This window comes from Nocardia sp., assembly GCF_025465275.1.
Classification (GTDB): Bacteria; Actinomycetota; Actinomycetes; order Mycobacteriales; family Mycobacteriaceae; genus Nocardia.
The window spans coordinates 17,647-41,626 of the sequence record NZ_JAODNK010000069.1; the positions used below are offsets into that span (position 1 = coordinate 17,647).

The 23,980-nt window shown below is 64.6% G+C and carries 26 protein-coding genes; 12 read left to right on the forward strand and 14 right to left on the reverse strand.

Translation table 11 applies throughout. The features are described from left to right. Positions 1 to 7: 7 nt before the first annotated feature. Positions 8 to 1,825 (reverse strand): alkyl/aryl-sulfatase, encoded by a 1,818-nt coding sequence (locus tag JWN03_RS15245; protein ID WP_297614922.1) that lies wholly within the window; start codon positions 1,823 to 1,825, stop codon positions 8 to 10. Between the two features lie 405 nt (positions 1,826 to 2,230). Here JWN03_RS15245 and JWN03_RS15250 point away from each other — a divergent pair, with 405 nt between their 5' ends. Both JWN03_RS15250 and JWN03_RS15255 read left to right on the forward strand, forming a co-directional pair. Then, a complete protein-coding gene (locus JWN03_RS15250; protein WP_297614924.1) occupies positions 2,231 to 4,855 on the forward strand; it encodes a LuxR C-terminal-related transcriptional regulator in 2,625 nt (874 codons plus the stop codon). A gap of 145 nt (positions 4,856 to 5,000) precedes the next feature. Continuing rightward, positions 5,001 to 5,804: an MmyB family transcriptional regulator gene (locus tag JWN03_RS15255; RefSeq protein ID WP_297614926.1), complete on the forward strand. Its 804-nt coding sequence runs from the start codon at positions 5,001 to 5,003 to the stop codon at positions 5,802 to 5,804. Here JWN03_RS15255 and JWN03_RS15260 read toward each other — a convergent pair. The 4 genes from JWN03_RS15260 to JWN03_RS15275 are packed head-to-tail and all read right to left on the reverse strand — an operon-like array spanning position 5,792 to position 8,871. Next, entirely contained in the window at positions 5,792 to 6,841 is a 1,050-nt protein-coding gene (locus JWN03_RS15260) for an ABC transporter ATP-binding protein (RefSeq protein ID WP_297614928.1), read from the reverse strand. The genes JWN03_RS15255 and JWN03_RS15260 overlap by 13 nt on opposite strands. Further along, positions 6,838 to 7,653 carry a molybdate ABC transporter permease subunit gene (gene modB, locus JWN03_RS15265; protein WP_297614930.1) on the reverse strand — a complete coding sequence of 272 codons (816 nt, stop codon included), beginning with the start codon at positions 7,651 to 7,653 and terminating at the stop codon, positions 6,838 to 6,840. Before modB ends, JWN03_RS15260 begins: the two co-directional genes overlap by 4 nt. 28 nt (positions 7,654 to 7,681) lie before the next feature. After that, positions 7,682 to 8,467 carry a molybdate ABC transporter substrate-binding protein gene (gene modA, locus JWN03_RS15270; RefSeq protein WP_297614932.1) on the reverse strand — a complete coding sequence of 262 codons (786 nt, stop codon included), beginning with the start codon at positions 8,465 to 8,467 and terminating at the stop codon, positions 7,682 to 7,684. 5 nt (positions 8,468 to 8,472) lie between these two features. Continuing rightward, positions 8,473 to 8,871 (reverse strand): TOBE domain-containing protein, encoded by a 399-nt coding sequence (locus JWN03_RS15275; protein ID WP_297614934.1) that lies wholly within the window; start codon positions 8,869 to 8,871, stop codon positions 8,473 to 8,475. A 312-nt stretch (positions 8,872 to 9,183) separates the two neighbouring features. Here JWN03_RS15275 and JWN03_RS15280 point away from each other — a divergent pair, with 312 nt between their 5' ends. The 5 genes from JWN03_RS15280 (at position 9,184) to JWN03_RS15300 (ending at position 14,192) form a co-directional block, all read left to right on the forward strand. Further along, positions 9,184 to 10,437, forward strand: a complete 1,254-nt coding sequence (locus JWN03_RS15280; protein WP_297614936.1) for a nitric oxide synthase oxygenase — start codon at positions 9,184 to 9,186, stop codon at positions 10,435 to 10,437. 60 nt (positions 10,438 to 10,497) lie between these two features. Further along, positions 10,498 to 11,307 carry a class I SAM-dependent methyltransferase gene (locus JWN03_RS15285; protein WP_297614938.1) on the forward strand — a complete coding sequence of 270 codons (810 nt, stop codon included), beginning with the start codon at positions 10,498 to 10,500 and terminating at the stop codon, positions 11,305 to 11,307. Between the two features lie 323 nt (positions 11,308 to 11,630). Beyond that, complete coding sequence (locus JWN03_RS15290) at positions 11,631 to 12,845, forward strand: hypothetical protein (RefSeq protein WP_297614940.1); 1,215 nt, start codon at positions 11,631 to 11,633, stop codon at positions 12,843 to 12,845. 112 nt (positions 12,846 to 12,957) lie between these two features. After that, entirely contained in the window at positions 12,958 to 13,374 is a 417-nt protein-coding gene (locus JWN03_RS15295) for a peptidase inhibitor family I36 protein (RefSeq protein WP_297614942.1), read from the forward strand. A 188-nt stretch (positions 13,375 to 13,562) separates the two neighbouring features. Further along, positions 13,563 to 14,192: an NAD-dependent epimerase/dehydratase family protein gene (locus JWN03_RS15300; RefSeq protein ID WP_297614944.1), complete on the forward strand. Its 630-nt coding sequence runs from the start codon at positions 13,563 to 13,565 to the stop codon at positions 14,190 to 14,192. A 3-nt stretch (positions 14,193 to 14,195) separates the two neighbouring features. On the opposite strand, the gene JWN03_RS15305 is transcribed toward JWN03_RS15300, so the two are convergent. Continuing rightward, the gene (locus tag JWN03_RS15305) at positions 14,196 to 15,794 is read right to left on the reverse strand and encodes an FMN-binding glutamate synthase family protein (RefSeq protein ID WP_297614946.1); all 1,599 of its coding nucleotides are present in this window, start codon (positions 15,792 to 15,794) and stop codon (positions 14,196 to 14,198) included. Positions 15,795 to 15,934: 140 nt separating this feature from the next. Between JWN03_RS15305 and JWN03_RS15310 the strand changes: the two genes are divergently transcribed. Further along, positions 15,935 to 16,555 (forward strand): class I SAM-dependent methyltransferase, encoded by a 621-nt coding sequence (locus JWN03_RS15310; protein ID WP_297614948.1) that lies wholly within the window; start codon positions 15,935 to 15,937, stop codon positions 16,553 to 16,555. 25 nt (positions 16,556 to 16,580) lie between these two features. Here JWN03_RS15310 and JWN03_RS15315 read toward each other — a convergent pair whose 3' ends face one another. The 6 genes from JWN03_RS15315 to JWN03_RS15340 form a co-directional block, all read right to left on the reverse strand. Continuing rightward, on the reverse strand, positions 16,581 to 17,561 hold the full coding sequence (locus tag JWN03_RS15315; RefSeq protein WP_297614949.1) for a glycine betaine ABC transporter substrate-binding protein: 981 nt from the start codon (positions 17,559 to 17,561) through the stop codon (positions 16,581 to 16,583). Next, positions 17,558 to 18,295, reverse strand: coding sequence for an ABC transporter permease (locus JWN03_RS15320; protein ID WP_297614951.1), 738 nt, complete (start codon positions 18,293 to 18,295; stop codon positions 17,558 to 17,560). The genes JWN03_RS15315 and JWN03_RS15320 overlap by 4 nt, the downstream gene beginning before the upstream one ends. Further along, the gene (locus tag JWN03_RS15325) at positions 18,292 to 19,584 is read right to left on the reverse strand and encodes an ATP-binding cassette domain-containing protein (protein WP_297614953.1); all 1,293 of its coding nucleotides are present in this window, start codon (positions 19,582 to 19,584) and stop codon (positions 18,292 to 18,294) included. Before JWN03_RS15325 ends, JWN03_RS15320 begins: the two co-directional genes overlap by 4 nt. Next, positions 19,581 to 20,237 (reverse strand): ABC transporter permease, encoded by a 657-nt coding sequence (locus tag JWN03_RS15330; RefSeq protein WP_297614955.1) that lies wholly within the window; start codon positions 20,235 to 20,237, stop codon positions 19,581 to 19,583. The genes JWN03_RS15325 and JWN03_RS15330 overlap by 4 nt, the downstream gene beginning before the upstream one ends. 109 nt (positions 20,238 to 20,346) lie before the next feature. After that, a complete protein-coding gene (locus JWN03_RS15335; protein WP_297614957.1) occupies positions 20,347 to 21,279 on the reverse strand; it encodes a TauD/TfdA dioxygenase family protein in 933 nt (310 codons plus the stop codon). Positions 21,280 to 21,404: 125 nt separating this feature from the next. Then, positions 21,405 to 21,644 (reverse strand): pyridoxine 5'-phosphate oxidase C-terminal domain-containing protein, encoded by a 240-nt coding sequence (locus JWN03_RS15340; RefSeq protein ID WP_297614959.1) that lies wholly within the window; start codon positions 21,642 to 21,644, stop codon positions 21,405 to 21,407. 47 nt (positions 21,645 to 21,691) lie between these two features. Here JWN03_RS15340 and JWN03_RS15345 point away from each other — a divergent pair, with 47 nt between their 5' ends. Beyond that, positions 21,692 to 21,901: a TOBE domain-containing protein gene (locus JWN03_RS15345; RefSeq protein WP_297614961.1), complete on the forward strand. Its 210-nt coding sequence runs from the start codon at positions 21,692 to 21,694 to the stop codon at positions 21,899 to 21,901. A 230-nt stretch (positions 21,902 to 22,131) separates the two neighbouring features. Here JWN03_RS15345 and JWN03_RS15350 read toward each other — a convergent pair whose 3' ends face one another. Together JWN03_RS15350 and JWN03_RS15355 are read right to left on the reverse strand one after the other, a co-directional pair. After that, the gene (locus JWN03_RS15350) at positions 22,132 to 22,611 is read right to left on the reverse strand and encodes a hypothetical protein (protein ID WP_297614963.1); all 480 of its coding nucleotides are present in this window, start codon (positions 22,609 to 22,611) and stop codon (positions 22,132 to 22,134) included. A 25-nt stretch (positions 22,612 to 22,636) separates the two neighbouring features. Further along, positions 22,637 to 22,861: a hypothetical protein gene (locus tag JWN03_RS15355; protein ID WP_297614964.1), complete on the reverse strand. Its 225-nt coding sequence runs from the start codon at positions 22,859 to 22,861 to the stop codon at positions 22,637 to 22,639. Positions 22,862 to 23,005: 144 nt separating this feature from the next. Here JWN03_RS15355 and JWN03_RS15360 point away from each other — a divergent pair, with 144 nt between their 5' ends. From JWN03_RS15360 to JWN03_RS15370, 3 genes are all read left to right on the forward strand, one after another. Continuing rightward, the gene (locus JWN03_RS15360; RefSeq protein ID WP_297614966.1) at positions 23,006 to 23,161 is read left to right on the forward strand and encodes a hypothetical protein; all 156 of its coding nucleotides are present in this window, start codon (positions 23,006 to 23,008) and stop codon (positions 23,159 to 23,161) included. 46 nt (positions 23,162 to 23,207) lie between these two features. Then, positions 23,208 to 23,435, forward strand: a complete 228-nt coding sequence (locus tag JWN03_RS15365) for a hypothetical protein (protein WP_297614968.1) — start codon at positions 23,208 to 23,210, stop codon at positions 23,433 to 23,435. A gap of 140 nt (positions 23,436 to 23,575) precedes the next feature. Continuing rightward, the gene (locus tag JWN03_RS15370) at positions 23,576 to 23,836 is read left to right on the forward strand and encodes a hypothetical protein (RefSeq protein WP_297614970.1); all 261 of its coding nucleotides are present in this window, start codon (positions 23,576 to 23,578) and stop codon (positions 23,834 to 23,836) included. Positions 23,837 to 23,980 lie beyond the last annotated feature (144 nt).

Consider the following 23,980-nt stretch of genomic DNA (forward strand, 5'->3'; position numbering starts at 1 on the left):
GGTTTTGTCAGGGGGTGACGATGGCGAAATCGGTGTCCGGGGTATCGAGCAAACCCGCGAGAGTCACCAGCACCGAAGGGTCACCCTCCACACCGACACCGTCGAGACCCTTGCCCGCGAGCACACCCAGCAACTGCGGTTTGGTCAACGACAATGCCAGATTCGCAGCCCCGTGATGCGGGGCATCCGCGGTCGCGATCCGGTGTGTGAGAGCACCATTGGACAATGTCAGGCGCACCACCTGATCCTCGTCGGTCATCTTCCAATCCATCAGGAACCCCGACGCGGCCGCCTTCGGGCCGTTCACCCGCACCGCCATCGAATCGATGATCATCTCCACCGTCAACGCCATCGCCATCTCCGGATTCGAGGTATCGATCGAAGTGGGAATGACACCCTTACGCAACTCCAGCGCACCGGTCAGATAGAAATTACGCCATGGACCGTTCTCCGCACCCCGGCCCAACCGGTCATACACCCCCGCAAGGGCTTCCTTCGCCGCCGAGTTGGTGGGTTCAGCGAAGATCGCGTGATTGAGAAGCGTTGCCGCGAAACGCACATCACCACTCTCGATATACCCCTGCGCCTTCGCGATGACCGCCTCCACACCGCCGTAATCGACCACATAGCGTTTGGCCTGCTCCACCGGCGGGTGCTCCCACAGATGCGCCGGGTTGCCGTCGAACCAGCCCATGTACCGCTGGTAGATGGCCTTCACATTATGGCTGACCGACCCGTAGTACCCGCGATTGGCCCACCGATCCCCCAGCGCCGCAGGCAATTCCATCACCTCAGCGATCTCCGGCCCGGTCAAACCGTTGTTCAACATCCGCAACGTCTGATCATGCAGGTACGCGTACATGTCCCGCTGCCCGGCCAGCAGGTCTACGAACCGGTCCCGGCCCCACACCGGCCAATGATGGGACGCGAAGGACACGTCGATCTTGTCGGCGAACATCGCGATCGCCTCATCCAAATAGCGGGCCCAGATCCGCGAATCACGCACCACCGCACCACGCAATGTGAGGATGTTGTGCATATTGTGGGTCACGTTCTCGGCCATACACATCGCCCGACGATCCGGGAACAAGAAATTCATCTCCGACGGTGCTTCCGTACCCGGAGTCAACTGGAAGACAATGCGCACACCATCGACGGTTTCCTCCTGACCGGTACGGGTGATGTCCACCGTCGGCGGAATCAGCGTGATCGTGCCGGTCGAGGTCGTCATGCCCAGACCGCAACCGATCTGCGCGTCAGGGCCCTTCGGCAGGTTTGCCCCGTACATGAACGCCGCACGCCTCGTCATCGCGGTGCCCGCGAAGACGTTCTCACTGACCGCATGCTCCAAGAACCCGGACGGGGCGATCACCGGGACGGGGGCGTGCCCGTGCGGCAGGACACCACGGGCGCCACCGAAGTGATCACCATGGGAATGGGTGTAGATCAAACCCGTCACCGGGCGCTCCCCACGATGGGAGTGATACAACGCCAACCCGACAGCAGCGGTTTCGGCGGAGATCAGCGGATCGATGATGATGACACCGGTATCACCCTCGATGATCGTCATATTCGACAGATCAAGGTTGCGGACCTGGTAGATGCCTTCGGCTACCTCGAACAAACCCTGCTTGTTCGACAACTGCCCCTGCCGCCACAGGCTCGGATTCGCAGTGGGAGGGCAGTCCCCGTCCAGGAAGCTGTACGCGTCCCCGTCCCAGATGACCTTCCCGTCCGCGGCCTTGATCACCGCGGGCGACAACGCGGTAATGAACCCACGCTCCGCATCATCAAAATCGGTCCGATCGCTGTAATCCAAAGACATATTCACTCCCTGCACAGTTGGGGCGCAATTTCCACCGATGCTTCCGATACTTGCGGGCCACCACATCACCCGGCGCGGGTGATCTCTGGAGTTCATGACGTGCCTCACTGCTGATCGGTCTGTTCCGGACGGCCGCGGCCGTCGCTGGCGTGCCGAGTCTCGGTCGATCGTCCAGTTCGCACCTCACCCAACACGGGTGAATTCGACTCGGGCAGCGCATGTCCCCGCAAGGGAATGACTGTGACCAGCGAGAACCAAGCAGATTTCACAACCGGGACCATTGCCCAGAAGTTTGCCGGAACGGTTACCGCTACCTCTCAGCACTTGGTATCTGGCCATGTTTCCATGCGGTAACTTCTCAATTGAAGTGCCGACTAGTCAGTTCGAAACGGTGAAGGAGGCGCGGTGAGCACTCCACCACGATCAGTGCCACTAGCTGCCATGAAGGGGTTGGGCAGGCCCACTGCGGGACTTCCCCGCCTGTCCTTTCAGCCCATCGATCGGCCGGTCCTGCTCGACCGGATAGACAGGGCCGCCTCGGACCCGCATACACGTGTGCTGCTGATTTGCGCAGCCGGCGGTAGCGGCAAGACCATCCTCCTTACCGATTGGATGCGCCGGCGGGCGAGTGGTGTCGAGGTGGCCTGGCTGACAGTGAGCCAGGTGAGCGGGCAGTCGCGGCTGCTGTGGAGCACCTTGCGTACGCGACTGGCCGTCCCCGAGACGCCTCGTCCGGGAAATGCCGCACCGCTCGCGGAGGCCATCCATCTCCTCGACGCCCTCAGCGAGCGGCCCACACCCGTCGTTCTGGTGATCGACGATGCTCATCTGCTCACCGACCCGGTCGCACTGGCCGGCCTCGAGTACTTCCTGACGCACGCACCGAACACTGTCACCGCGATCGTGGCGGGCCGCTTCGATCCCCCGGTGCGCTGGCACAATTTCGAGCTCGCCGGACAGCTCACCCGAATGCCCGCCGGACTGCTGGCGATGTCACACGAGCAGGTGGCGCAGGTATGCCGTCAGCACCTCCCCTCGCTCACCGTCGACGAAGTGCGCACCGTCGCGAACCTGACGCGCGGATGGCCTGCGCTGGTTCGCATTTCGGCCATTCATCTCGCGGGCCACGGCCGGAATCGGGCCGCCGCACTGACGGCGCTCGCGCGTCCGTCGCAGGCCGTCTCCGATTTCCTGGTGCGCGAACTCATCGAGACATTGTCGCCGGAGCTGCGATTGTTCTTGACCTACACCAGCATTCCGGATTCCTTCACCGAACAGCTCGCCGACGAACTGGCCGGCGGTGGCGCCGCGCATCGCATGTACGAGCTCGATCGCATCAATTTCCCGCTCACGCATGAACTGCGCGGTGACGAACTCTGGTTCAGCTATCACCCGATGCTGCGCTCGTATCTGCGTACCGAAGCCAATCGTCTGGGCATCGAGACTCTGCGCGATCTGCATGTCCGGACCGCGGCGTGGTTGCGTCATGCCGATCAGCCGCTCGCGGCCCTGCCGCATCTGCTGGCCGGCCCGGGCGAAACCCATCTGCAGCGCTTCCTCATCGATGCCGCCCTCGAGCTGGTGCTCGAGGGACGCGGCTGCGGCTTGTTTGCGGCGCTGCACAGTCTGCGACCGGATCTCGCGGACGACCCGTACATCTGGTTGCTGTGCGCGATGAACGCTCTGCTGTACGGCGATGCGGCCGACGCACTTCCGATCCTCGAGGTGGCGCGGATGCGGCAGGCGAGGCGAGTGTCGTTCGTCCCGGCCTCGTGGATCGAACTGCTGACCGTTGCCACCGCCGCCGGTGCCGCGGTAATGGCCGGGAGAGCGGTCTGCGGTATCGCGATGCGGGAGCCGTTGCAGACCACCGGCAATGCCGATATCGATTGCTACGCAACCAATCAGCTCGCCATGGCGGCCTTCGTCCGAGGCGATATCACGCGTGGTGCGGAGCTGCTGCATTCGGCGCTCGCGGTCGCCGAGCACTCCGGGCGCGCGCGTCTGGCGGTGCAGGCAGTCACCCGGCTTGCGACCGCGGCCGGTCTCGCGGGCGGGATCACCGCCATGCGGGAGCGTGCCGATCGGGCGCTGGCCATTGCCGCCGAACACGCCGTGCCCGACAACCCGGATACGACACTCTCGCTCACCATGTCGGCGCTGGCCGCCTACCTGCAGGGCGAATGGCCCGATCCCGCGCAGGTGGACGCAGCGCTGACCGTGCATTCGCGACAGGACGGCTCATCCGTTCCGGCCGCGGGCTGGCATGCCCATGTCGTGGGTCAATTGCTGACCTTCGAGCGGGCGGCGGACAAATCCGCAGCCGCCGATGCCCTGCGCCACAGCATGCTCGAGCTGCTCGACAAGCAGGCCGTGCCGATGATGAGCAGCGGATTGGTGCCCCCGGTGGTGTGGGCGCTGCTGCGGGTGCACGAACCGCATACGGCGCGACTACTTGTCGAGCGCGCCCGCCGCACGCTCGGCGATACCGCCGATATCATGATCGCCCGCGCCGCACTCACCCACGCGGCGAACAGTCCGGCGGCCACCCGCGCCCTGGTACGTCCGCTGATCGACAACTCCGACACCATTCACCCGACAAATGCGATATTCGCCTGGCTGCTCTTCGCGGTATCCCATCCCGAGCAGCCGCTCAAAGCGCGCGAAGGGATGGAGAACGCGCTCCGGATCGCAGCTCGCGAAAAACTTGTGCGGCCGTTTCTCGATGTGCCCCAAGCCATTCGGCTGCTCGATTCGCTCGCGGGGCAACTGGGCCGTCATGACGTCTTCGCCGATTTCGTTCGCCGCCATCCCAAGGCGCCGCGGAGCACCGAGCATCCCACGCTGACCACCGCCGAGGTGACCGTGCTGCGATTGCTGCCCTCGGGCCGCACGACGCAGCACATCGCGAATGATCTCGGTGTTTCGATCAATACCGTGAAGACCCATCTGCGCGGTATCTATACGAAGCTGGGAGCGAATACGCGGGTCGATGCTCTCGAGCGTGCCCGTCGCACCGGCCTGATCTGAGAATTCAACCGTGCTTTTCACCCGCTGCGGATGAAGTGCGGTCCCAGTGTTCGCGAAATACTGAGGTCAGGTTGTGGTGCGCTCATCGAGCGCGGCCGGGCTGGGGGAACGCCGCCACTATCCACCACTAAGCTCGGAGACGACTTTGTTGCATTGCCCTCCGCCCCGGCTCGGCGACACCCTGCGGCGTCTGCGTGAAGCCCGGCGGATCTCCCGGGAGTCACTCGCCTTCGCCAGCGGGGTGAGCGCCAGCTATCTGGCGCATCTCGAACGCGGCCACCGCGATCACCCCGGACGATCGGTCATTATCGCCCTGCTCAAATCCCTCGATCGGGTCTATATGCTGACCTATGCCGAGCGACGGCACTGCCTGGATCTGGCAGGCGTCGGGATCGATTCGATCCCCGCGGTTGCCGAGTTGCGCGAGACCATCACCGACGATATTCGCCGTAACCTCGCGCTCTCCGAACCGCGCATCGCCTGCTATTTCGACATCCGTCTCAATGTGCTGGCTTGCAACGACGCATTTACGAAGGCGTTCAAGGGAATTGAGGAAGAGGGCAACTTCCTGCGATGGTACCTGGGCAACCCGGTGGCGAGGCAGGTTGTCGCGGACTGGAACGGCATGCTCATACACATTGTGGGCTGGTTACGCGGCGCCGCGGGTAGCTTGCGATCGGACAGCGATTTCGCTGAATTGCTTTCCGGCTTGGCTACTTTCGCGGAATTCCGGGAGGCATGGGCGGCCGCCGACCCCGTCTACTCGGACGGCCCGACCGAGGTGCACCTGCACGATGCGGCCACCGGCGTGAAATATGCGGTCGATATCCAGGGCTTCCGCATGGACCACACGCGCTTCCCCGGCTGGATCTGGTATCTGCAGACCACTCCGCCACAGCTGCTGCAGGCCGATGCCGGTTGGCCGGCGGCGGGGTCTCAAGCCGGGTAGGTGTGGATCTCGGTGGCTTTGACGGCGGCCCACAGTTGCATGCCCGGCTGCAGTCCGAGGTCGGCTACCGCGGCAGGAGTGATGTCGGCCAGAACCGGGGGTGCGCCCTCGAGTTGGACGCGGGTCGTATTGCCGTGCTGCTCGAAGCCGGTAACGGTCACCGGCCAGACGTTGCGCGCGCTACCGGCGGGCTGTTCGAGGTGCAGACCGACTGCGGTGGGCGGGAAGGCCAGGAATACGCGGCCAGCCGCGGGTTCGGTGCCGGTGAGGGTGCCGCCGCTGTCGATCGCGACCACGGCGCCGTCGGCGGTTCCGCGAAACAGGTTGAGCCCGACCAGGTTCGCGACATAGTCCGATCGTGGGCGGCGCGCGATATCGGCGGGTGTGCCCTCCTGGATGATCGCGCCGTCTTCGAGGATGATGAGCCGATCGGCCAGCACCATGGCGTCCAGGGGATCGTGGGTGACCAGTACCGTATGGCCCGAATAGTCCCGCAGATGATGGGCCAGATCCGCGCGCACCTGCATCCGGGTGCTCGCGTCCAGGGCGGCAAGGGGTTCATCGAGCAGCAGCAGTTGCGGTTCGGTGGCCAGGGCGCGAGCCAGCGCGACGCGCTGCGCCTGCCCACCGGACAGCGAGCGCGGCGTCGACTTCGCGTGGTCGTGCAGGCCGACACGGTCGAGCCAGGTGGCCGCGCGGGCGCGGGCCGCGGCGCGGCGCATACCGCGGGCCCGCAGCCCGAATGCGACATTGTCCAAGGCCGAAAGATGTTGAAACAGCAGGTAATCCTGGAAGACCACGCCGACCTGCCGCCGTTCGGCGGGCACGAAGACCGCCGGTGGCGCATCCCAGACCGCGTCGCCCAGGGTGATCTCGCCGCCGGTGAGCGGGGTGAGCCCGGACAGGGTGCGCAGCGCGGTGGTCTTGCCGGCGCCATTGGGGCCGAGCAGTGCGATCACCTCGCCGGGTGCGGAGGTGATGCTGATGTCCAGGCGGAATTGTGGCCGGTCGAAATGCAATTCGGCGTGCAGTGTCATACCGGACCTCGAATCCAGCGCTCCCGCAGCGAGACCAGTACAACCACCGACACGACCAGCAGCACCAGACTCAGCACGATCGCCGCATCGGGATCGGTTTCGAGCGCGAGGTACACCGCCAAGGGCATGGTCGTGGTCTTCCCGGGAAAGTTGCCCGCGAAGGTGATGGTCGCGCCGAATTCGCCCAGGGCCCGCGCCCAGCACAGCACGGTGCCGGCGACCACGCCCGGCATGACCGAGGGCAGCGTGACTCTGCGGAAGGTGTACCAGGGGGAAGCGCCGAGCGTGGCGGCCGCGTCCTCGTAGCGCGTATCCGCAGCTCGCAGTGCACCTTCCACGGAGATCACCAGGAAAGGCATGGCCACAAACGCCTCTGCCACCACCACACCGGCGGTGGTGAACGGCAGCGCGACTCCGAACCAGTCGTAGGCGTACTGGCCGACCAATCCGCGGCGGCCGAGCACCAGCAGCAAGGCCACACCGCCGACCACCGGCGGCAGCACCAGTGGCACCGTGACCAGCGCGCGAATCAGCCCGCGTCCAGGCAATTCCGCCCGCGCCAGCAGCCAGGCCAGCGGAACCCCGAGCACCAGGCAGATACCCGTCGCCAGGGTCGCGCAGAGGAGCGAAAGCCGCAGGGCTTGACCGACTTCCGCACTGAAGAGCCGCTCGGGCATGGTCCGCCAGGGCGCGCGGACCAGGAGGCCGAGGAGCGGCACGAGGAGGAAGGCCAGCGCGCATACGGCGGGCAGTACCAGGATGACCGGTCGTCGTTCCCGTACTGCCCGCCGTCGTGCCGAGGCTCCGCTCACCGCAGTCCCTCGACGGTGGTCACGACCGTCACGGGGTGTCGAATCCGGCGGCGGCGAAGACCTTCTTCGCCTGATCGCCCTTGACGTAATCGACGAAGGCCGCGGCCGCAGCGGCATTGGGCGCCTTGGCCAGCGGTGCGATCGGGTAGGTATTGATCGCCTTGGCCGATTCGGGGAAGTCGATGCCCTGCACCTTGTCACCGGCGCCCTGCACATCGGTGCGGTAGACCAGCGCGGCATCCACCTCATCGAGGGTCACCTTGGTGAGTGCGGCTTTCACATCCTGCTCACGGGTGACGGGCTGCGGCGTGATGCCCGCGATCTGGAAGACCTGCTTGGCGGCGGCGCCACAAGGCACCTGTTCGGCGCACAGCGCGGTGCGCGATCCGGCCTTGCCGAAGTCGGCCAGTCCGCTGATATGGCCCGGATTGCCCTTGGGCACAGCGATTTCCAACCGGTTGCTGACGAACGTCGCCTGCGGGGCGGTGATCTCGCCGGTGTCCACGACCTGCTTCATATTCGCCGGAGCCGCCGAAGCGAAGACGTCCGCGGGCGCACCCTGGTTGAGCTGCTGGGCCAGCGCGGAGCTGCCGCCGTAGCTGAAGACGACCTTCACGCCCGGATGCGCTGCTTCGAAATCGTGGCCGAGCTGGTTGAAGGTATCGGTCAGCGACGCGGCCGCGAAGACCGTGACCGTGCCGGAGATCTGGCCGGCGGCGGGCTTGCTCGAATTGTCATCGGAGCTGCACCCGACCAGCCCCGCCGTGACGGTCAGCGCTGCGGCAGTCAGCGTGAGCGTGCGAATTGTCTTCATCCTCATCAACTTTCTGGTATCTCGACCACGACATGGGTGGATTTGACCGAGGCGACAGCGATGCTGCCCACCTCCAGCCCGAGTTCGTCGACCGATTCCCGGCTCAGCAGCGATACCAGGCGGAACGGCCCGGCCTGCATCTCGACCTGCGCCATGACCGTGTCCTTCACAATGCGGGTCACGATGCCGCGCATCCGGTTGCGCGCCGAGACCGCCACCGCGGGGCCCGGGACGTGCGGGTCGGAGGAGCTGCGCAGGATTTCGGCCAGATCCGCACCGCGCACGCCCTTGCGGCCGCTGTCCAGTCGGACTTCGGCCAGTCGCCCCTGCTCGATCCAGCGGCGCACGGTGTCATCGCTGACGCCCAGCAGCGCGGCCGCCTCACTGATCCGCAAATTCGTCACGATGTGCATCATATTGCCGTATGCGCGGAACGCAAGGCTACTTTTCCACCGGAAGTGCCGGAAGTGCGAATGCCTGTTCGACCCGCTCGCCGGCCGTGAAGATCGAGGATCCGGTTGATCTATTCGAGGTTGCCGACAACCGGCTGGCGGTGTTGATGATCGTTCTCGAACCAGATTCCTGTTCTTGTGGGCGATTTCGAGCAAACACCGGGCGTGATCGTGCGATATTGGTCCACGGGAAGGGGGGATGTGAAGAGGACTGCCACACAAATGCGGGCAGCCACTGGCACAACCCACGGAGGCAACAACTAAATGATGATCCCCACCGCGGTTACGGACCCTCAGCTTGCCGACGAGGTCGATCCTGGGTGCCCCTACCGCAACTCACCAGCTCATCAGGTGCTCGACGTTCGCGCCGCCTCTGCCGAGGACCGCGAGACGGAGTGCACACAGTTTTTCGCCCTACCCGAAATTGCGCATCTGCCCGCCCAGCGCGGCGGCGCCGCAGTGCGACAGCTGCGCAGGACCGGGTCGTACCACCACACGCTCGAGGAACTGAGCATCGGCACGAAGCTGGCGTGGCGCAATCACGATCGGTGCGTGGGCCGAAGACAGTGGCGCGCACTGGAAGTCGTCGATGCGCGCGACGCGGAGACGGCCGCCGAGCTGGCCGCCGCGTGCTTGGAGCATCTGCGCCGCGCCACCAATGGCGGCGCGGTCCGCTCGGTGATCACGATCGGCCCGCCCGCCGATGCGGAGGGGCGCGGATTCCGAATCCTGAACTCGCAGTTCATCCGATACGCGGGATACCGCGTCGGTGACGGCATCGTCGGCGATCCGGCCAATGTCGAGTTGACCGATCTCGCCCGGGAACTCGGCTGGCGCGCACCGGGTGGACGATTCGATGTGCTGCCCTTGCTGATTCGCACGCCCAGCGGCGCCATCCAGTGCTTCGATGTGCCGCCCGAGTTCGTCCTCGAAGTGCCGCTGCGGCACCCCGAGTTCTCCTGGTTCGCCGACCTCGGCCTCAAATGGCATGCGGTACCCGCAGTTTCGAACATGGACCTCGAAATCGGCGGCCTCACCTACGCCTTTGCGCCGTTCAACGGCTGGTACGTCTCCTCGGAGATCGGCCGCAATCTCGGCGACAGCGACCGCTACGACATGCTCCCGGCAATCGCCGATGAGATGGGCCTGGACCGCAGCACCGAGCGCACCCTCTGGCGCGACCAGGCGCTGGTGGAACTGAGCCGCGCAATCCTGCACAGCTACCGGCAGTCCCGCGTCCACCTGGTCGATCACCACACCGTAGCCCGCCAGTTCCTCGACCACGTCGACCGCGAACACATTGCCGGCCGCTCCTGCCCCACCGACTGGACCTGGATCAATCCCCCACTCTCGGCCAGCCTCACCCCCACCTTCCACCGCTCCTACGATCCCCCCGACCCCCATATCCGCCCCGCATTCATCCGCCGCGGCACCTCCCGCCCCGGCCCACCCGCCGAAACCCCCGCCACCGCCCCCGCACCGCTGTGGCGCAACCTCTTTCGCTCACGCCGTCGTTGAGCTCCGTTCCTCCCCGGACAGCAATTTCGTGGCGGACGCCCAAGCGGTAGCGTCGTGGCCGTGTGGAACATCGGAGATTCGACCAATCGGACAACTGAGCAGGACGATATTCACGCGCGGCGGGCAGCCTCGTTCGGGGCAGCGGCCGCCGCGTATGCGGAGCATCGGCCGGACTATCCCGCCGCGAGTATCGAGTGGGCGTTGGCGCCGCTGGGCGGAAAAGAGTCGCCGGTGGTACTGGATCTGGGTGCCGGTACCGGCAAACTCACCGAGGGCTTGATATCGCTCGGCGCTCAGGTGATCGCCGTCGAACCCGATGACGGGATGCGCGCCGAACTCGTGCGGCGGTTTCCCGGTGTGACGGCGCTTGCCGGTGCGGCAGAGGCGATTCCGCTGCCGGACGGGTCCGTTGACGCGGTGGTCGCCGGACAGGCGCTGCACTGGTTCGATCAGGCGCGGGCATTTCCGGAGATCGCCCGGGTGCTGCGCGCCGACGGGGTGTTCGCCGCATTCTGGAATATCGAGGACGACCGGGTCGAATGGGTCGCCGGGCTGAAAAGGGTCTCCCGATCCGACGTATCGCTCCCGCCGCCCGATGAGGACGGCAAGCTGCCCGCGCATCCTTTGTTCACGGACTTCGAGCAGTCCGATTTCACGCATACACACCGGCGCACCGCCGAATCCCTCACTGCCACAATAGGTACACACTCGCACACGGTCGTCATTCCCCGTGAGCAGCGCACCGAACTGCTCGATCGGATCCGCACCTACCTCCACAGCAGGCTGGAGACCGCGGACGGAGAATTCGACCTTCCCATTCGGACCAAGACGATCCGCGCGGTCAGCCGCGCAGCCGATTCCGCTACATAACAGATCGCATCACCCCTCCCGATTGCACCAAACCGGAGACGGTGGCAGCACGAACCTCCCTGTGTGCCGCTCCAGGACGCTGGCGGCGGCGACGTCAACTGACTCGCGGCCTCTGCCTCGCAAAAAAAGGAGGATTCTTTCCGACCGCCGATACGCCGGAGGGATGACGGCGAATGAGCAATGCGAGCGATATCCGCACCGTATTGCGCGATGCTAACGTCCTGGACATGCCATCCTCGACGCTGGACTCGAATTCTACTGAGCGACAGCATGTTCCGATCCAAGAACCCTGGACACGCCTCGGCACAATAGGATTCCGGTCATTGTTCACGATCGGCGGTTCCGTACTCGTCGTATTCGTGTACGGCAATTTCGTGGCCCTGAACGGACTGCTCCAGCCGTTCAGGTCCGGCCTCGCGCAGGTCGGAAGCATCCTGATGCGCCGGCGTGGCGTGGCTATGGATACGACGAACAGCGGCGGTACCCTGTCGGACTGGTGCGCTCTGGTCGGATGCCTCGTCTTCGGGATAGCGGCGGCGGCCCTGTGGAGTGTCCTCGATCGCAGGAATACCGACTACCGGAGTTGGGGGCGGGCCCTCTTCGAGATCGCCCGTATAGGTCTAGTTGTCGAGCTGATCGCCTATGGTCTGGCGAAAGCGATACCCATACAAATGGGCTACATGACACAGCCGGCGCATCAGCTTCCCTTGGTGGGCGATCTCGGGCTGAAAGACACCTTGTGGTCCTTCATGGGCGCATCGGATGTGTATTCGATTGCCACCGGCCTCGCCGAAATCACCGCGGGCGTATTGCTGCTATGGAAACGAACGTGGCTCGCCGGCGGCATGTTGGCCATTGTGGCTATGGCACAGGTATTTCTGCTCAACCTCTGTTACGACGTACCGGTGAAAATCCTCTCGGGCGCATTGCTGGCCACAGCAATCGCCATCACTGCTCCGTGCTGGCCGAATGTGATGCGCGTTCTCACCAACAGCACGCCGCTCCCGCCGAGGCAACTGTGGTCGGCGCCGGGAACCAGATCCGTCAGGGCCGGTGCGTCCTCCCTCGGATTCGTGACGGTGGTGGCACATTCGGCACTGATAGCAGTCATCGCCGTAATCGCCGTCATCGATATCCATTCCCCGCGCTCAGCCCTCGATGGTGAATGGGAGGCGACGTCATTCACCGTCGACGGTGTTCCCGCGGCCATGACAGGCCGGGAGCCGAGGCCATGGGCGAACGTCGCGATCACCGACCGCCCCGACTACCTGAGCTTCGTCACCCAATCCCCCTCCGGCGCCACCACCGTGTGGGCTCTGGAGCTGAAGGAACAAGCGCTCCTCATCCGCCAGCGACTTTCCGACTCACCCACCACAATCCGCTACCGGTGGGAAGGCGACCGAACCCTGATCCTCACCGGCACCATCGCCACCCACGAGATCGAAGGGCATTTCCAGCCGCGGGTCATGGAACGAGCAAACTCCCCATTCCGCTTGGTACAGCCCGGTATCGATCCCGACCAGCCGAAGACATCCTGACTGCCCTTGATCTGGCTGACTAGTGGGTCGTTAGTGGGTTGTTGGTGAGCTCGCGCAGGTTGATGTCCAGCCGTGAAAGTGGCTGATACCGAATGGGAAGAGGGGAATCACCATGACAATCACCTACCGGGCCAGGATCGCGCGGCGGCTGGGGCCGATTGCCGCGGCGGCCGCGCTGACGGTCGGCACGGTTGTGGCAGGGGCTGCCGTTACTACGATTTCGGCGGCTCCGGCGTCCGCGACACCGGGGTACGACTGTCCGGGCGGAGTGTTCTGCGGCTGGGATGGGTCCGACGGGACGGGCAGCATGATCGTGCAGGTCGATTCGAATTGTGTGCTGCACGATATCGGTAATGGCGGGGTCGGGGATCGGTTGACGTCGTATTGGAACCGGACCGGACGGACTGTGGGGGTGTACAACTGGACGGGCGAACGCTGGCAGTTGCTCGCATCCATCGCGGACAGTTCGCGGGGGAATCTGTCGTCCTGGGCGGACAATAAGGCCGATGCGGTGAAGGTCTGCGACTGAGTTCATGACGTAGCGCGAAGCCCTCAGGCAGCCGGCCTGGGGGCTTCGTGCCGGGCAGATCCGGCTCGACTCGCCCGCCAACTCGGCTGCTGCTGAGGAACCTCGGCGAATCCCCGACTACTCGATACAGTGATCCGGCGCATGTGGGAGTTCGGCCGAACCTCGAGGGATGAGAGTGCAGATCTGATATGAAACTGCTGGTCACCGGGGGCGCGGGAGTCGTTGGTACGACTGTCGCGCGGATGCTGCTGGACGCTGGGCACGAGGTCGGCGTGATAGCCGATCTGTCCCGAAATGACGGCGGGCAGACCCCTGCGGAAATCCTCACTCCCGGAGCCGGTTTCGAGGCTGTGTTCCATTTCGCCGGGCTGGTCACGGGCGCGGAATCCATGGCGCATCCGGAATGGCGGTGGGACAACAGCACTCGCGCCGAACTGGCGCTATTGGACGCTATGGCCGAGGCAGAAGTGTCGAAATTGGTGTTCTCTTCGATCTGCACGGGCTACGAGGCCAACAAGCTGGCGATCGATAGTGCGATCGCGGCCTACTGCCGAGTCGGCGGGCTCGGTGCGATCAGCCTGCGGTACTTCGACTTCGACAGTGACTGCCCCGCCGACGACACCGGCCCGCACGACTACCTCGACCTCACCGATCTGGCCCGCGCGCACCTACTCGCCCTGGACACCATTCAGCCCGGCGTGCAGGAAATCTACAATCTCGGCACTGTGCGCTGCACGCCGGAGACGGTCGACATCAGCGAGATCGTCTCCGGCGCATGGGAATTGCCACAGCTGACTGCAGAGCAGTCGATCGGCTGACGTTCAGATCACCGCGACTCGCGGGCGGAAGGAATCCGGGTCGGCTGCCGCCCAGTCGCCGGCCCAGTTGGCCGGCGGCTCCTTCACCAACTGCTCCGGAACAAGCCATTCGTAGAGTTCGGCGAACGAGCGCTGTTCGGTGGGAGATACTTTCTTCCGGAGCAGCTGCGGGGTGAGCTCACTGAGGTCGGAAATTCCCATGGAAGCCATGATCTGAACAGCTTGGGCGACGGTGGCCTGGTGATACTTGAATACGCGCTCACTCTTGTCGGGGACGTCGAGGGCGCGGGCGCGCCGGGGGTCCTGGGTGGCGACGCCGACCGGGCACAGATTGGTGTGGCAGCGCTGGGCTTGAATGCAGCCGATCGCCATCATCATGGCGCGGGCCGCGCTGGTGAAATCCGCGCCCTGGATGAGTCGTTTGACAATGTCGTTGCCGACGGCCACCTTGCCGCTCGCACCGATCTTGATCTTGTCGCGCAGGCCGGTCCCGACGAGGGCATTGTGCACGATCATCAGCCCGTCGGTCAGCGGCAGCCCGACATGGTCCTCATACTCCAAAGGTGCTGCGGCGGTGCCGCCTTCGGCTCCGTCGACAATAATGAAGTCGGGCGCGGTGCCCTCGGTGATCATGGCCTTGCAGATCGCCAGCACCTCGATCCGCGAGCCGACACACAGCTTGAAGCCGATCGGCTTACCGCCCGAGAGCTCCCGCAGCTGAGCAACGAATCGAATGAGCTCACGCGGTGTCGAGAACGCGGAGTGCGCGGACGGGCTGATGCATTTCTCGTGTGCCGGAACGCCTCTGAACTCCGCGATCTCCGCACTGACCTTCGCCGCGGGCAGAACTCCGCCGATACCGGGCTTCGCACCCTGGCTGAGCTTGATCGACACCGCCTTGATCTGCTCGTGCGCGACCTGCTCGGTGAAGCGCACCGGATCGAATCGCCCCTCGCTGGTTCGGGTGCCGAAATAGCCGGATCCGATCTCCCACACCAGATCTCCGCCGCCCTCGAGGTGATAGGGCGTCAATCCGCCCTCACCGGTATCGTGCGCGAAATCACCCAGCGCCGCACCCCGATTCAGCGCGCGCAGCGCATTGGCCGACAGCGCACCGAAGCTCATGGCCGAAACATTGAGCAGCGATATGGAATACGGCCGCGTGCAGTCCGGCCCGCCGATCAGCACCCGCGGCGGCTCGGCAGGCTCCGGGACCGGCGCGATCGAATGCACCAGGTACTCGTAGCCGACCTCCTCGATATCGCGTTCGGTGCCGAAGGACAGTTCACCGTGAATTCCCTTGGCCCGCTCGTAGATCATGGTGCGGGTATCGCGATCGTAGGGCCGGCCGTCGAAATTGCGTTCGATGAAGTACTGCTGCAGTTCCGGCCGCAGGCTCTCCAGCAGAAACCGCATATGCCCGAGCACCGGATAGTTCCGAAGAATCGAGTGCCGCGTCTGAATGACGTCGTAGACGCCGACAACAAGCAGCGCCGCCAGCAACACCACCAGCACCCACCACGCCCACGAGCCGATGGACGCGGCCACACCCACCGCAATGGTGGCCGTCGCCAGAAAACCGATCAGGAAGAACCGCAGCATGTGCCGTTCTTACCTCACCAGCATGGGTTCACGCTCATCAGTGGCTGTGGACACGCTTCGAATCCGCAACGCCGACGAGAGCTGGACCGGCAAGGAGCAGAATGGTGCCGACGTTGAACCGTCCGAAGGAGGAGATCACGATGTCCACTCCCAGCAATGAACCCCCACCGGAATTCCGGCGACCGGTCCACCTCGGCGACTCCTACGAGACCACGCCGCCGTGGGATATCGGCCGACCGCAAACCGCCTTCGCCACCCTCGCCGAGGAGGGCGGGCTGCACGGGCGGGTGCTCGATATCGGTTGCGGCACAGGCGAGCACGCCCTGATGGCCGCACGGGTCGGCCTCGACGCGGTGGGAATCGATCAGTCGCCGCTGGCGATCGAGACCGCCGAACGCAAGGCTCGCGAACGCGGACTGAAGGTACGTTTCCTCTGCTACGACGCCCTGATGCTCGCCGACCTCGGCGAAACCTTCGACACGGTGCTCGACTGCGGGTTGTTCCACACCTTCGACCCCGAGATTCGCGGCGCATTCGCCGAGAGCGTCGCCTCCGTCGTCCGTCCCGGCGGCCGCTACTTCCTGCTCGGTTTCAGCGACCGCCAACCGGGCACCTGGGGCCCATATCGGCTCAGCCGCACCGATATCGAATCCGCCTTCACCGATGGCTGGCACATCGACTCGTTCACGGAGGCCGTCATCGACATCCTCATCGAGCCGAACACCATCCAGGCGTGGCTGGTCACGATCACTCGGTTGTGACCGTGCGGCCCATCGCGAATCCTGCTTACTCGACCAGCTTTTCGCTCTTCAGCCAGTCATAGGCGACATCGGAGGGATCCTGTCCATCGATGTCGACACGACCGTTGAGTTCCCGCATCAGCTGATCGGTGAGGCGCTCGGAGATCGTCCCGAGCAGCGTCCGAAGCTCCGGATAGCGGTCGATAACGGCGCCGCGCACCACCGCCGTACCGCTGTAGGGCAGGAAGAACTTCTTGTCATCGTCCAGGACAGCCAGATTCAGATTCTTGACCCGGCCGTCGGTGGTGTAGACCATGCCGAAATTGCACGGGGAGCTCTTGGCCGTCGCCGGGTAGATGACGCCGGCGTCCATACGCGTGACATTGCCGGACGGAACCCCGTTCGGATCGTTGTAGGGAATCCCGTACTTCTTCAGCATCGGAATGAAACCGTCCGAGCGACTGAAGAATTCGTCATCGACGCAGAAGGTCCGATCGGCGACCGGAAGCGCAGCCACATCGGAGAGAGACTTCACCTTCAAGTGTTCGGCGGTCGGCGTCGAGGCAGCGAACGCATAGGTGTCATTGAAATTGGACGGCGGCAGCCACTCCAGATTGTGGTCTTTCTTCTCGATGTCGTGCACACGCTGCCAGAGTTCCTTCGGGTCCGCGATCGTCTCGGTCTCATTGTGGTAATTGACCCAGCCGGTGCCGGTGTACTCCCAGAGAATGTCGGCGTCGCCGTTGAGTTGAGCCTGCCGAGACGATGCCGAACCGGGCGCCCCGGTCAGATCCTTGACGTCGGCGCCGGCCGCGGACAGGTACGTCGCGGTGATCTTGCCCAGCAGCACACCCTCGGTAAAGCTCTTCGAGGTGACAACCAGCTTCGCACCGTCCAGCGGCTGCTCACCGCCGGGCAGCCGCGCATGATGGAACGTTCCGGACGAGCTCACCAGACCGCATCCCGCGAGCATCGTCACGGCGAGCACGGAAACCACAGTGGCCAGCCGAGACCGCGGCGGCCTCATGCGATACCCCTTGGGGTAGCTGCCACTTCGACGATTCTGCCGAGCCAGTCGATGATCAAGGCCAGCAATCCGACCAGGATCGCGCCGGAGACGAGCAGCCTGGGCAGGAAGAGCGTGACGCCCGTGGTGATCAGCGTGCCGAGACTCGTCGCGCCGATGAAGGTACTCAGCGTCGCGGTACCGACCAGAATGACCAGCGCCGTGCGCACACCGTTCAGGATCACCGGCACCGCCAGCGGCAACTCGACCTGGAACAGCGTCCGGGCGGCCGAAAAGCCGATACCGCGCGACGCCTCGATTGTGCGCTGATCCACCTGCCGCAGCCCGACGATCGTGTTCTGCAGAATCGGCAGGATCGCGTAGATGACGAGACCGATGACCGCGGTGCGGAATCCGGTGCCCAGCCAGAAGGTGAACAGGACGAGCAAGCCGACCGCGGGCGCCGCCTGGCCGATATTGGCGATATTGACGGCAATGGGCTCGAGCCGCGTCAAGGCGGGCCGAGTCAGCACGATGCCCAGTGGAATCGCGACGACAACCACGATCAGCGTGGCCACCACGGTCAGCTTGATGTGCTCGAAGATGGTGTGCTGCAGGTTCGCCCACCCGAGCGAGGCCTGCTCCGTCGGTGTGAACGTCGTCGACCGGTACCAGAGGAAGTAGCCGATGCCGATTACCAGGATGATGATCGGCTCGAACCACACGTCGATCGGAGTGCGGCGCAGGCGATTCATGACTGCTCCGCCGATTCGAGTTCGTCGTCGGCGCCGGGTTCGTCCGCGGCGGCGATCACCGGGGTCGGCGCGGGATCGGTGCCATCGACATACGTCGCGTACGACAGGGCTTCCTCGGCGGCGCGCCCCTCGGCGAGTTTGGTCTGGATCACCTCCGTCACCGAGCCGATATTGAGCGATCCGACCACCGCACCGCGGCCGTCGGTGACAAGCGTGGCGCCCTGGCTGGCGGCAAGCATGGCATCGAGCGCGTCATTGAGCGTCGACGACCGTGCGACCACCGGCAATCGCCGATCGAGGTAGTCGGACACCTCGGGTTTGCTCGCGACCTCGGTGAGCGACGGCCACGACCGCGGCCGCCCGGCCGCGTCGACGACCACGATCCAGGTGTGCCCGGCGGCCTTCGCGCGTGCGATCACGCTCTGCGACGGCTCGCCGATTCGCGCGGTGGTCACGGCGTCGCAGTCGACATCCCGCACCCGGGACACGGTCAGATACGCCAGCTTCGCGCCGGATCCGACAAACTCCTCCACGAACGGCGTGGCCGGATCGGTGAGAATTTCCTCCGGCGCCGCGTACTGCTCGACGTGACCGCCTTCGGACAGGATGAGGACCTTGTCGCCGAGTTTGGTGGCTTCCTCGAAATCGTGCGTGACGATCACGACGGTCTTGCCGAGTTCGTGCTGGATCGCAATCAGACTGTCCTGCAGGCGAACCCGCGTGATCGGATCGACAGCGCCGAACGGCTCGTCCATGAGCAGGACCGGTGGGTCGGCCGCGAGCGCGCGGGCCACGCCGACTCGCTGCTGCTGTCCACCGGACATATCCTTCGGCAGCCGGTCGGCGAAGGTGCCAGGGTCGAGACCGACCAGATCGAGCAGATATTCGGTGCGCTCGGCAATCCGCTTCTTGTCCCAGCCGAGCACCCGCGGGATGGCGCCGATGTTCTTCGCGACCGACCAGTGCGGGAACAGGCCACCGGACTGGATGACATAGCCGATCGATTGCCGCAGCTTGTCGGGATCCTCCCTGGTGACATCGCGACCGTCGATGAAGATTCGGCCTTCGGTCGGCTCGATCAACCGGTTGATCATCTTGAGGGTCGTCGTCTTGCCACAGCCGGACGGCCCGACAAACGCGACGATCTGGCCTGCCTCGATCTCGAGGTCCAGGCTCTCCACCGCCGGCGTGTTCTGACCCCGGTAGCGTTTGACCACCGAGTCCAGCTTGATGGACGCGCCGGTCACATTGCGTTCCGGAGTGGTCCGGCTGGTCACGGCATCGGTCATGACAGTCCCTTTGCGATTGTGAGGCGGCCGAGCAGGACGAGGAGCGCGTCGAACACCAGCGCGATGAAGACGATGAGAATGGTGCCAGTGAGCGCCATTTCGAGGGCGTTCGCGCCGCCGAGCCGGGACAGGCCGTTGAAAATCAGCGATCCGAGACCCGGTCCGAGGACATAGGCGACAATGGCGGCAACGCCGACAATCATCTGCGTGGACACCCTGATGCCGGTGAGAATCACCGGCCAGGCCATAGGCAATTCGACGGTCAGCAGAATGCGCGAGCGCGAAAAGCCGATGCCCTGTGCGGATTCGATGACCGAGGCCGGCACCGACCGCAAGCCCACGATCGCATTACCGATCACCGGCAGAGCCGCGAAGAAGGCCAGCATGATGAACGACGGGACCACACCCAGTCCGAAGGGCACCAGCAGCAATGCCAGCAGCGCCAGCGAGGGAATCGTCAGCGCGACCCGGCTCGACGTCAGCGTGAGCGCGGATAACAGCGGGAGCCGATAGACCGCCACTGCGACGAGGATCGCGACCACAGTCCCGACCAAGACCGTCTGAAATGCCAGGGACGCATGCTGATAGGTGAGGAATGCCAGAAATCCTTCCCGCCCTCGGATATAGCTCCATAAGTCCACGGGGATTCCCATCGTCAGCCGAAGTCCGGTCGGTACTTGTCTGCGCGAGCCGTAAAAGCCTATTCGTTGCGGTGCGCTCGGCTCCGGAAAGGCGCGCGGGGCATCCGGCAGAAGGGATGCGTTATGCCGCTCCCGGCAGTCGATCGACCGACGAGTAGGACTCGGCGTTACCTGCGATTACGGTGCTCGGCGTGCCGTCGACGCCGACGGGAATGTCACCGGCCAGCGTGATGCGGGTCAGCCTGCGGTGTTCGGCGCCGTCGTAGTCGTCGATGGCGTAGTGCTGGGTGGCGTGGTTGTCCCAGATCGCGACATCGCCCAGCGACCAGTTCCAGCGGGCGGTGTGCTCCAGCCGCGTCACCCGATCCTGGAACAGGTGGAACAGCGCCTGCGACTCGCTTCTGGAGACGCCGACGATCTCTTTCACGAAGCAGCCCAGCAGCAGCGCACGTTCACCGGTCTCCGGGTGCACATGCACCACGGGGTGCTCGGTCTCGAAATACGTGGACTCGAACTCGCGGCGGTAGGCCCGGAAGTTCTCCTCCGGGCGGTCCTCGGCCGCGTAGTCGTACAGATTGGTGTGCCGCGCGCGCAGATTCTCGGCCAGCCGCTTGAGCGGTTCCGGTAGCGCGTTGTAGGCGGCGACGGTCGAGGCCCAGGTGGTCGAGCCGCCATAGCTGGGCAGTGAGACCGCGCGCAGGATCGATGCTTTCGGCACCCGATCGACGAAGGTGACATCGGTGTGCCAGGTATTCGAGCGGCCGTGCTGGGAATCGATGGCCAAGCTCTTCGCACCCGCAGAGCTGAGGGTCGGGTGCGGGGTGGTCGGGTTGCCGAGCAGCTGCGCGAACTCGTACTGCCCGTCCTCAGTCAGGTGGTGCTGACCACGGAAGAAGATCACCTTGTGCTCGTTGAGCGCCGCGCGGAGGGTGGCCACGGTCTCCGCGTCCAGGTCACCACCCAGCCGGACCCCGTCGATCTGTGCGCCGATATGGGCACCGAGCTTGACCACCCGCACGGCGGTCTCGGTGTCAATTGCGTAATCGATGCTCATATCGGGGGCCTTTCGCTCGATCCTGACGATCGTTCGGATCGAACCACCCCGCGTGCGGCGCGGCGAGCATTACAGTCACGCAGATCCAAACAGGCAACCGCTCAGCGATTGCGATACTGCGCCCGTCAGGGCCACAGCCGAGTTCGAGACCATCCGCCTGCGCTTACCTCGTAGTGCAGCCGCTGATGCCTACGTTGCGGATCGCCCTGCCAGAACTCGACCTCATCCGGGTGCACCGCGTACGAGATCCATTCCTGCGGAACGCTATTCGGATCGGATGCCAACTCGGCACGAGCCCGGTCGAGCGCCTCGTCCAGCTCTGCGGCATCGGCGAACTCTTCACTCTGGCGACGCGTCAAAGCCATCTCGCGCATCCCACACATTGGACACCGCGCTGCGTAAACTCGCCCCCATGCGACTGAGCACCCGCAACCAACTCGACGGCACCGTCACCTCGATCACTCGCGGCGAGGCAATGGCTGTCGTGAAGATCCGGCTCAATGGCGGTGACGAGATCACCTCCTCCATCACCCGCGACGCCGTTGATGACCTCGGATTGGCCGACGGCACCCCCGTCAAGGTCCTCATCAAATCCACCGAAGTCACCCTCGGCATCGAATAACCCACACGACCCCAGCCAAGGCATGGCTGGGGTCGATCCATGTCCGGGACCTGCCGTTAGTTTTCCTTGGGCCCCAACCTGTTTCGAAGCGGGTCCGGATCAGACCTTCGTCGACACCCCGGCGATGGCGGGCGGATATTCCTCGTTGATCCGGACAGCGGTGCCGTGTCGACCTACGCGGAGGGTCTGGCCGGAGTCGACGGCCTGACGCTGGCACCCGATGGCTCGGTCTACACCACGAAGTACATGGGCACCGGGATCGGACGGTGTCGCCGGACGGCGTGGTCGATCCAGAGTGAGCCACTGTGGAAAAGCCGAACGGAATCCAGGTTTCGGCCGACGGACGGTACGTCTACGCGATCGAAACCTGGATGAAGCCCGTGCTCTACCGGATACCGGTCGCCGATCCGCAACACCCGGAGCAATGGATCCGCTCGGACCTGATCGACACGTTCGCCATGCCGGACGGGCTCGAATTGGACAGCGCCGGTGATCCACTCGTCACCACCCATGTGACCGGACAGATCTGGCGCGTCCGCGACGGGCAGTTCTGTGCCCTCCGCAATGACGCGTACTCCACCACCCAGGTCACCTATGGCCACGGCGACACCGGATTCACGGACGGGGTGCTCTACCGGTCCGATGATTTCGGGGGCATCTACCAGGTTCCGCTCGGATCCGATGAGCGATCGGCAGATGATCGAAGCCATGCCCTTGATCAGCAACCATTTCCGGTCATGCCGATCGGCGGTCGCCGCGAGGCGCTGCAGGCGAGGGGTATTCGTACGCCCGCGCCGCGATGGTCGGCTCGGCCGGTGCGGGTGCCGAACGCTCGACGAGTTCGGTCAGATGTTTTTCCGCGTATCCGCGAAGCATTCGACCGATCGGATCCTGGTGCGCGAGCAGCATCACAATCGGGCTGGAGGCCAGCCGCCGGGCGGCGAACGCCAGGTACTCCACCGTCCGTATCCCTCTCCGAGAGAGGCTCTTTCGCGATGACAAGCGTGCAATTCTCGGTGGCCGAGAACAAGGTCGGTACGGAAACGCTCGAGAAGGTGGAGCATCGGCGTAGCGATCGACGCGTTCATCGTCCGGCTGACACTGGTGCCCGCGATCATGGCCTGTGCCGGTGAACGCATGTGGTACCACCCGGCCTGGTTCGCCCGCCATATCCCCGACCTCGACGTAGCAGGCGCAGCCCTGGAACAAGCCGCCGACAACCCGGCCGCCAGTCAGCGAATGATCAGCTATGTTGGATAGAGATGCCCGATATGCCAGCCAACTGGATCGAATCGAGGAGGCATTCATGCGGACCAAACGCCCGGCCGCAGCAATATTCGCGGCCTGCATTGTGGGATCGATCTTCACCGCCGGAGTAGCCGCCGCCGACCCGGACAGTCCCACCCCGGACCCCGACTCCGGACTCTGCACCTACCCGGATGTCAATAATCCGTACTGCAGCGAATTCAACGACGATCACGACCAGATCGGGCCCGACGATCACCAGCACGACAACGATCACGACCACCGCTGAGGTTCATCCTTCGAGTTCGTCGGCAAACTTGATGAACCGTTCGGCGATGACCTTCGGGCGCTGGGCGATGACCCAGTGATTTCCCTCGATTTCGTGGGCTCGAAGGTTCTCCGCGACTCGACACCGAACCGGAAGCCATCGTGCCCGCCCTCACCACAGAGGCAGGCGTCCTGCTCGAAGCCTTCCGCGAGTTCTGCCTCACCCTCTGGAAACGCGAACTCTATAGTGACGCAACCCTTTCAGAGGAGACCGAACAACATCTGCGGACCGTCGCCGAACTCCACATCCGCATCACCCTGTCCTTGCTACTGACCCCGCAAACCGTCATCGAACTCGACAGCACCGAACAAGCGCGCACCTTCGCACGCCACTGCCTGGCCCCCATGCTCGAACTGAACTGACCGCCACGCAATTCACGCGGCAATCGCCGATACGGCTGTCGCCCGATTCCTGGGCAACTCCATGCCACTGCCAATTGGCACAGGATCGCCCACGAATGAGCCTTTGGCGATCCCTCAGCAACTCGGATCAGTCGCATTGAAGAG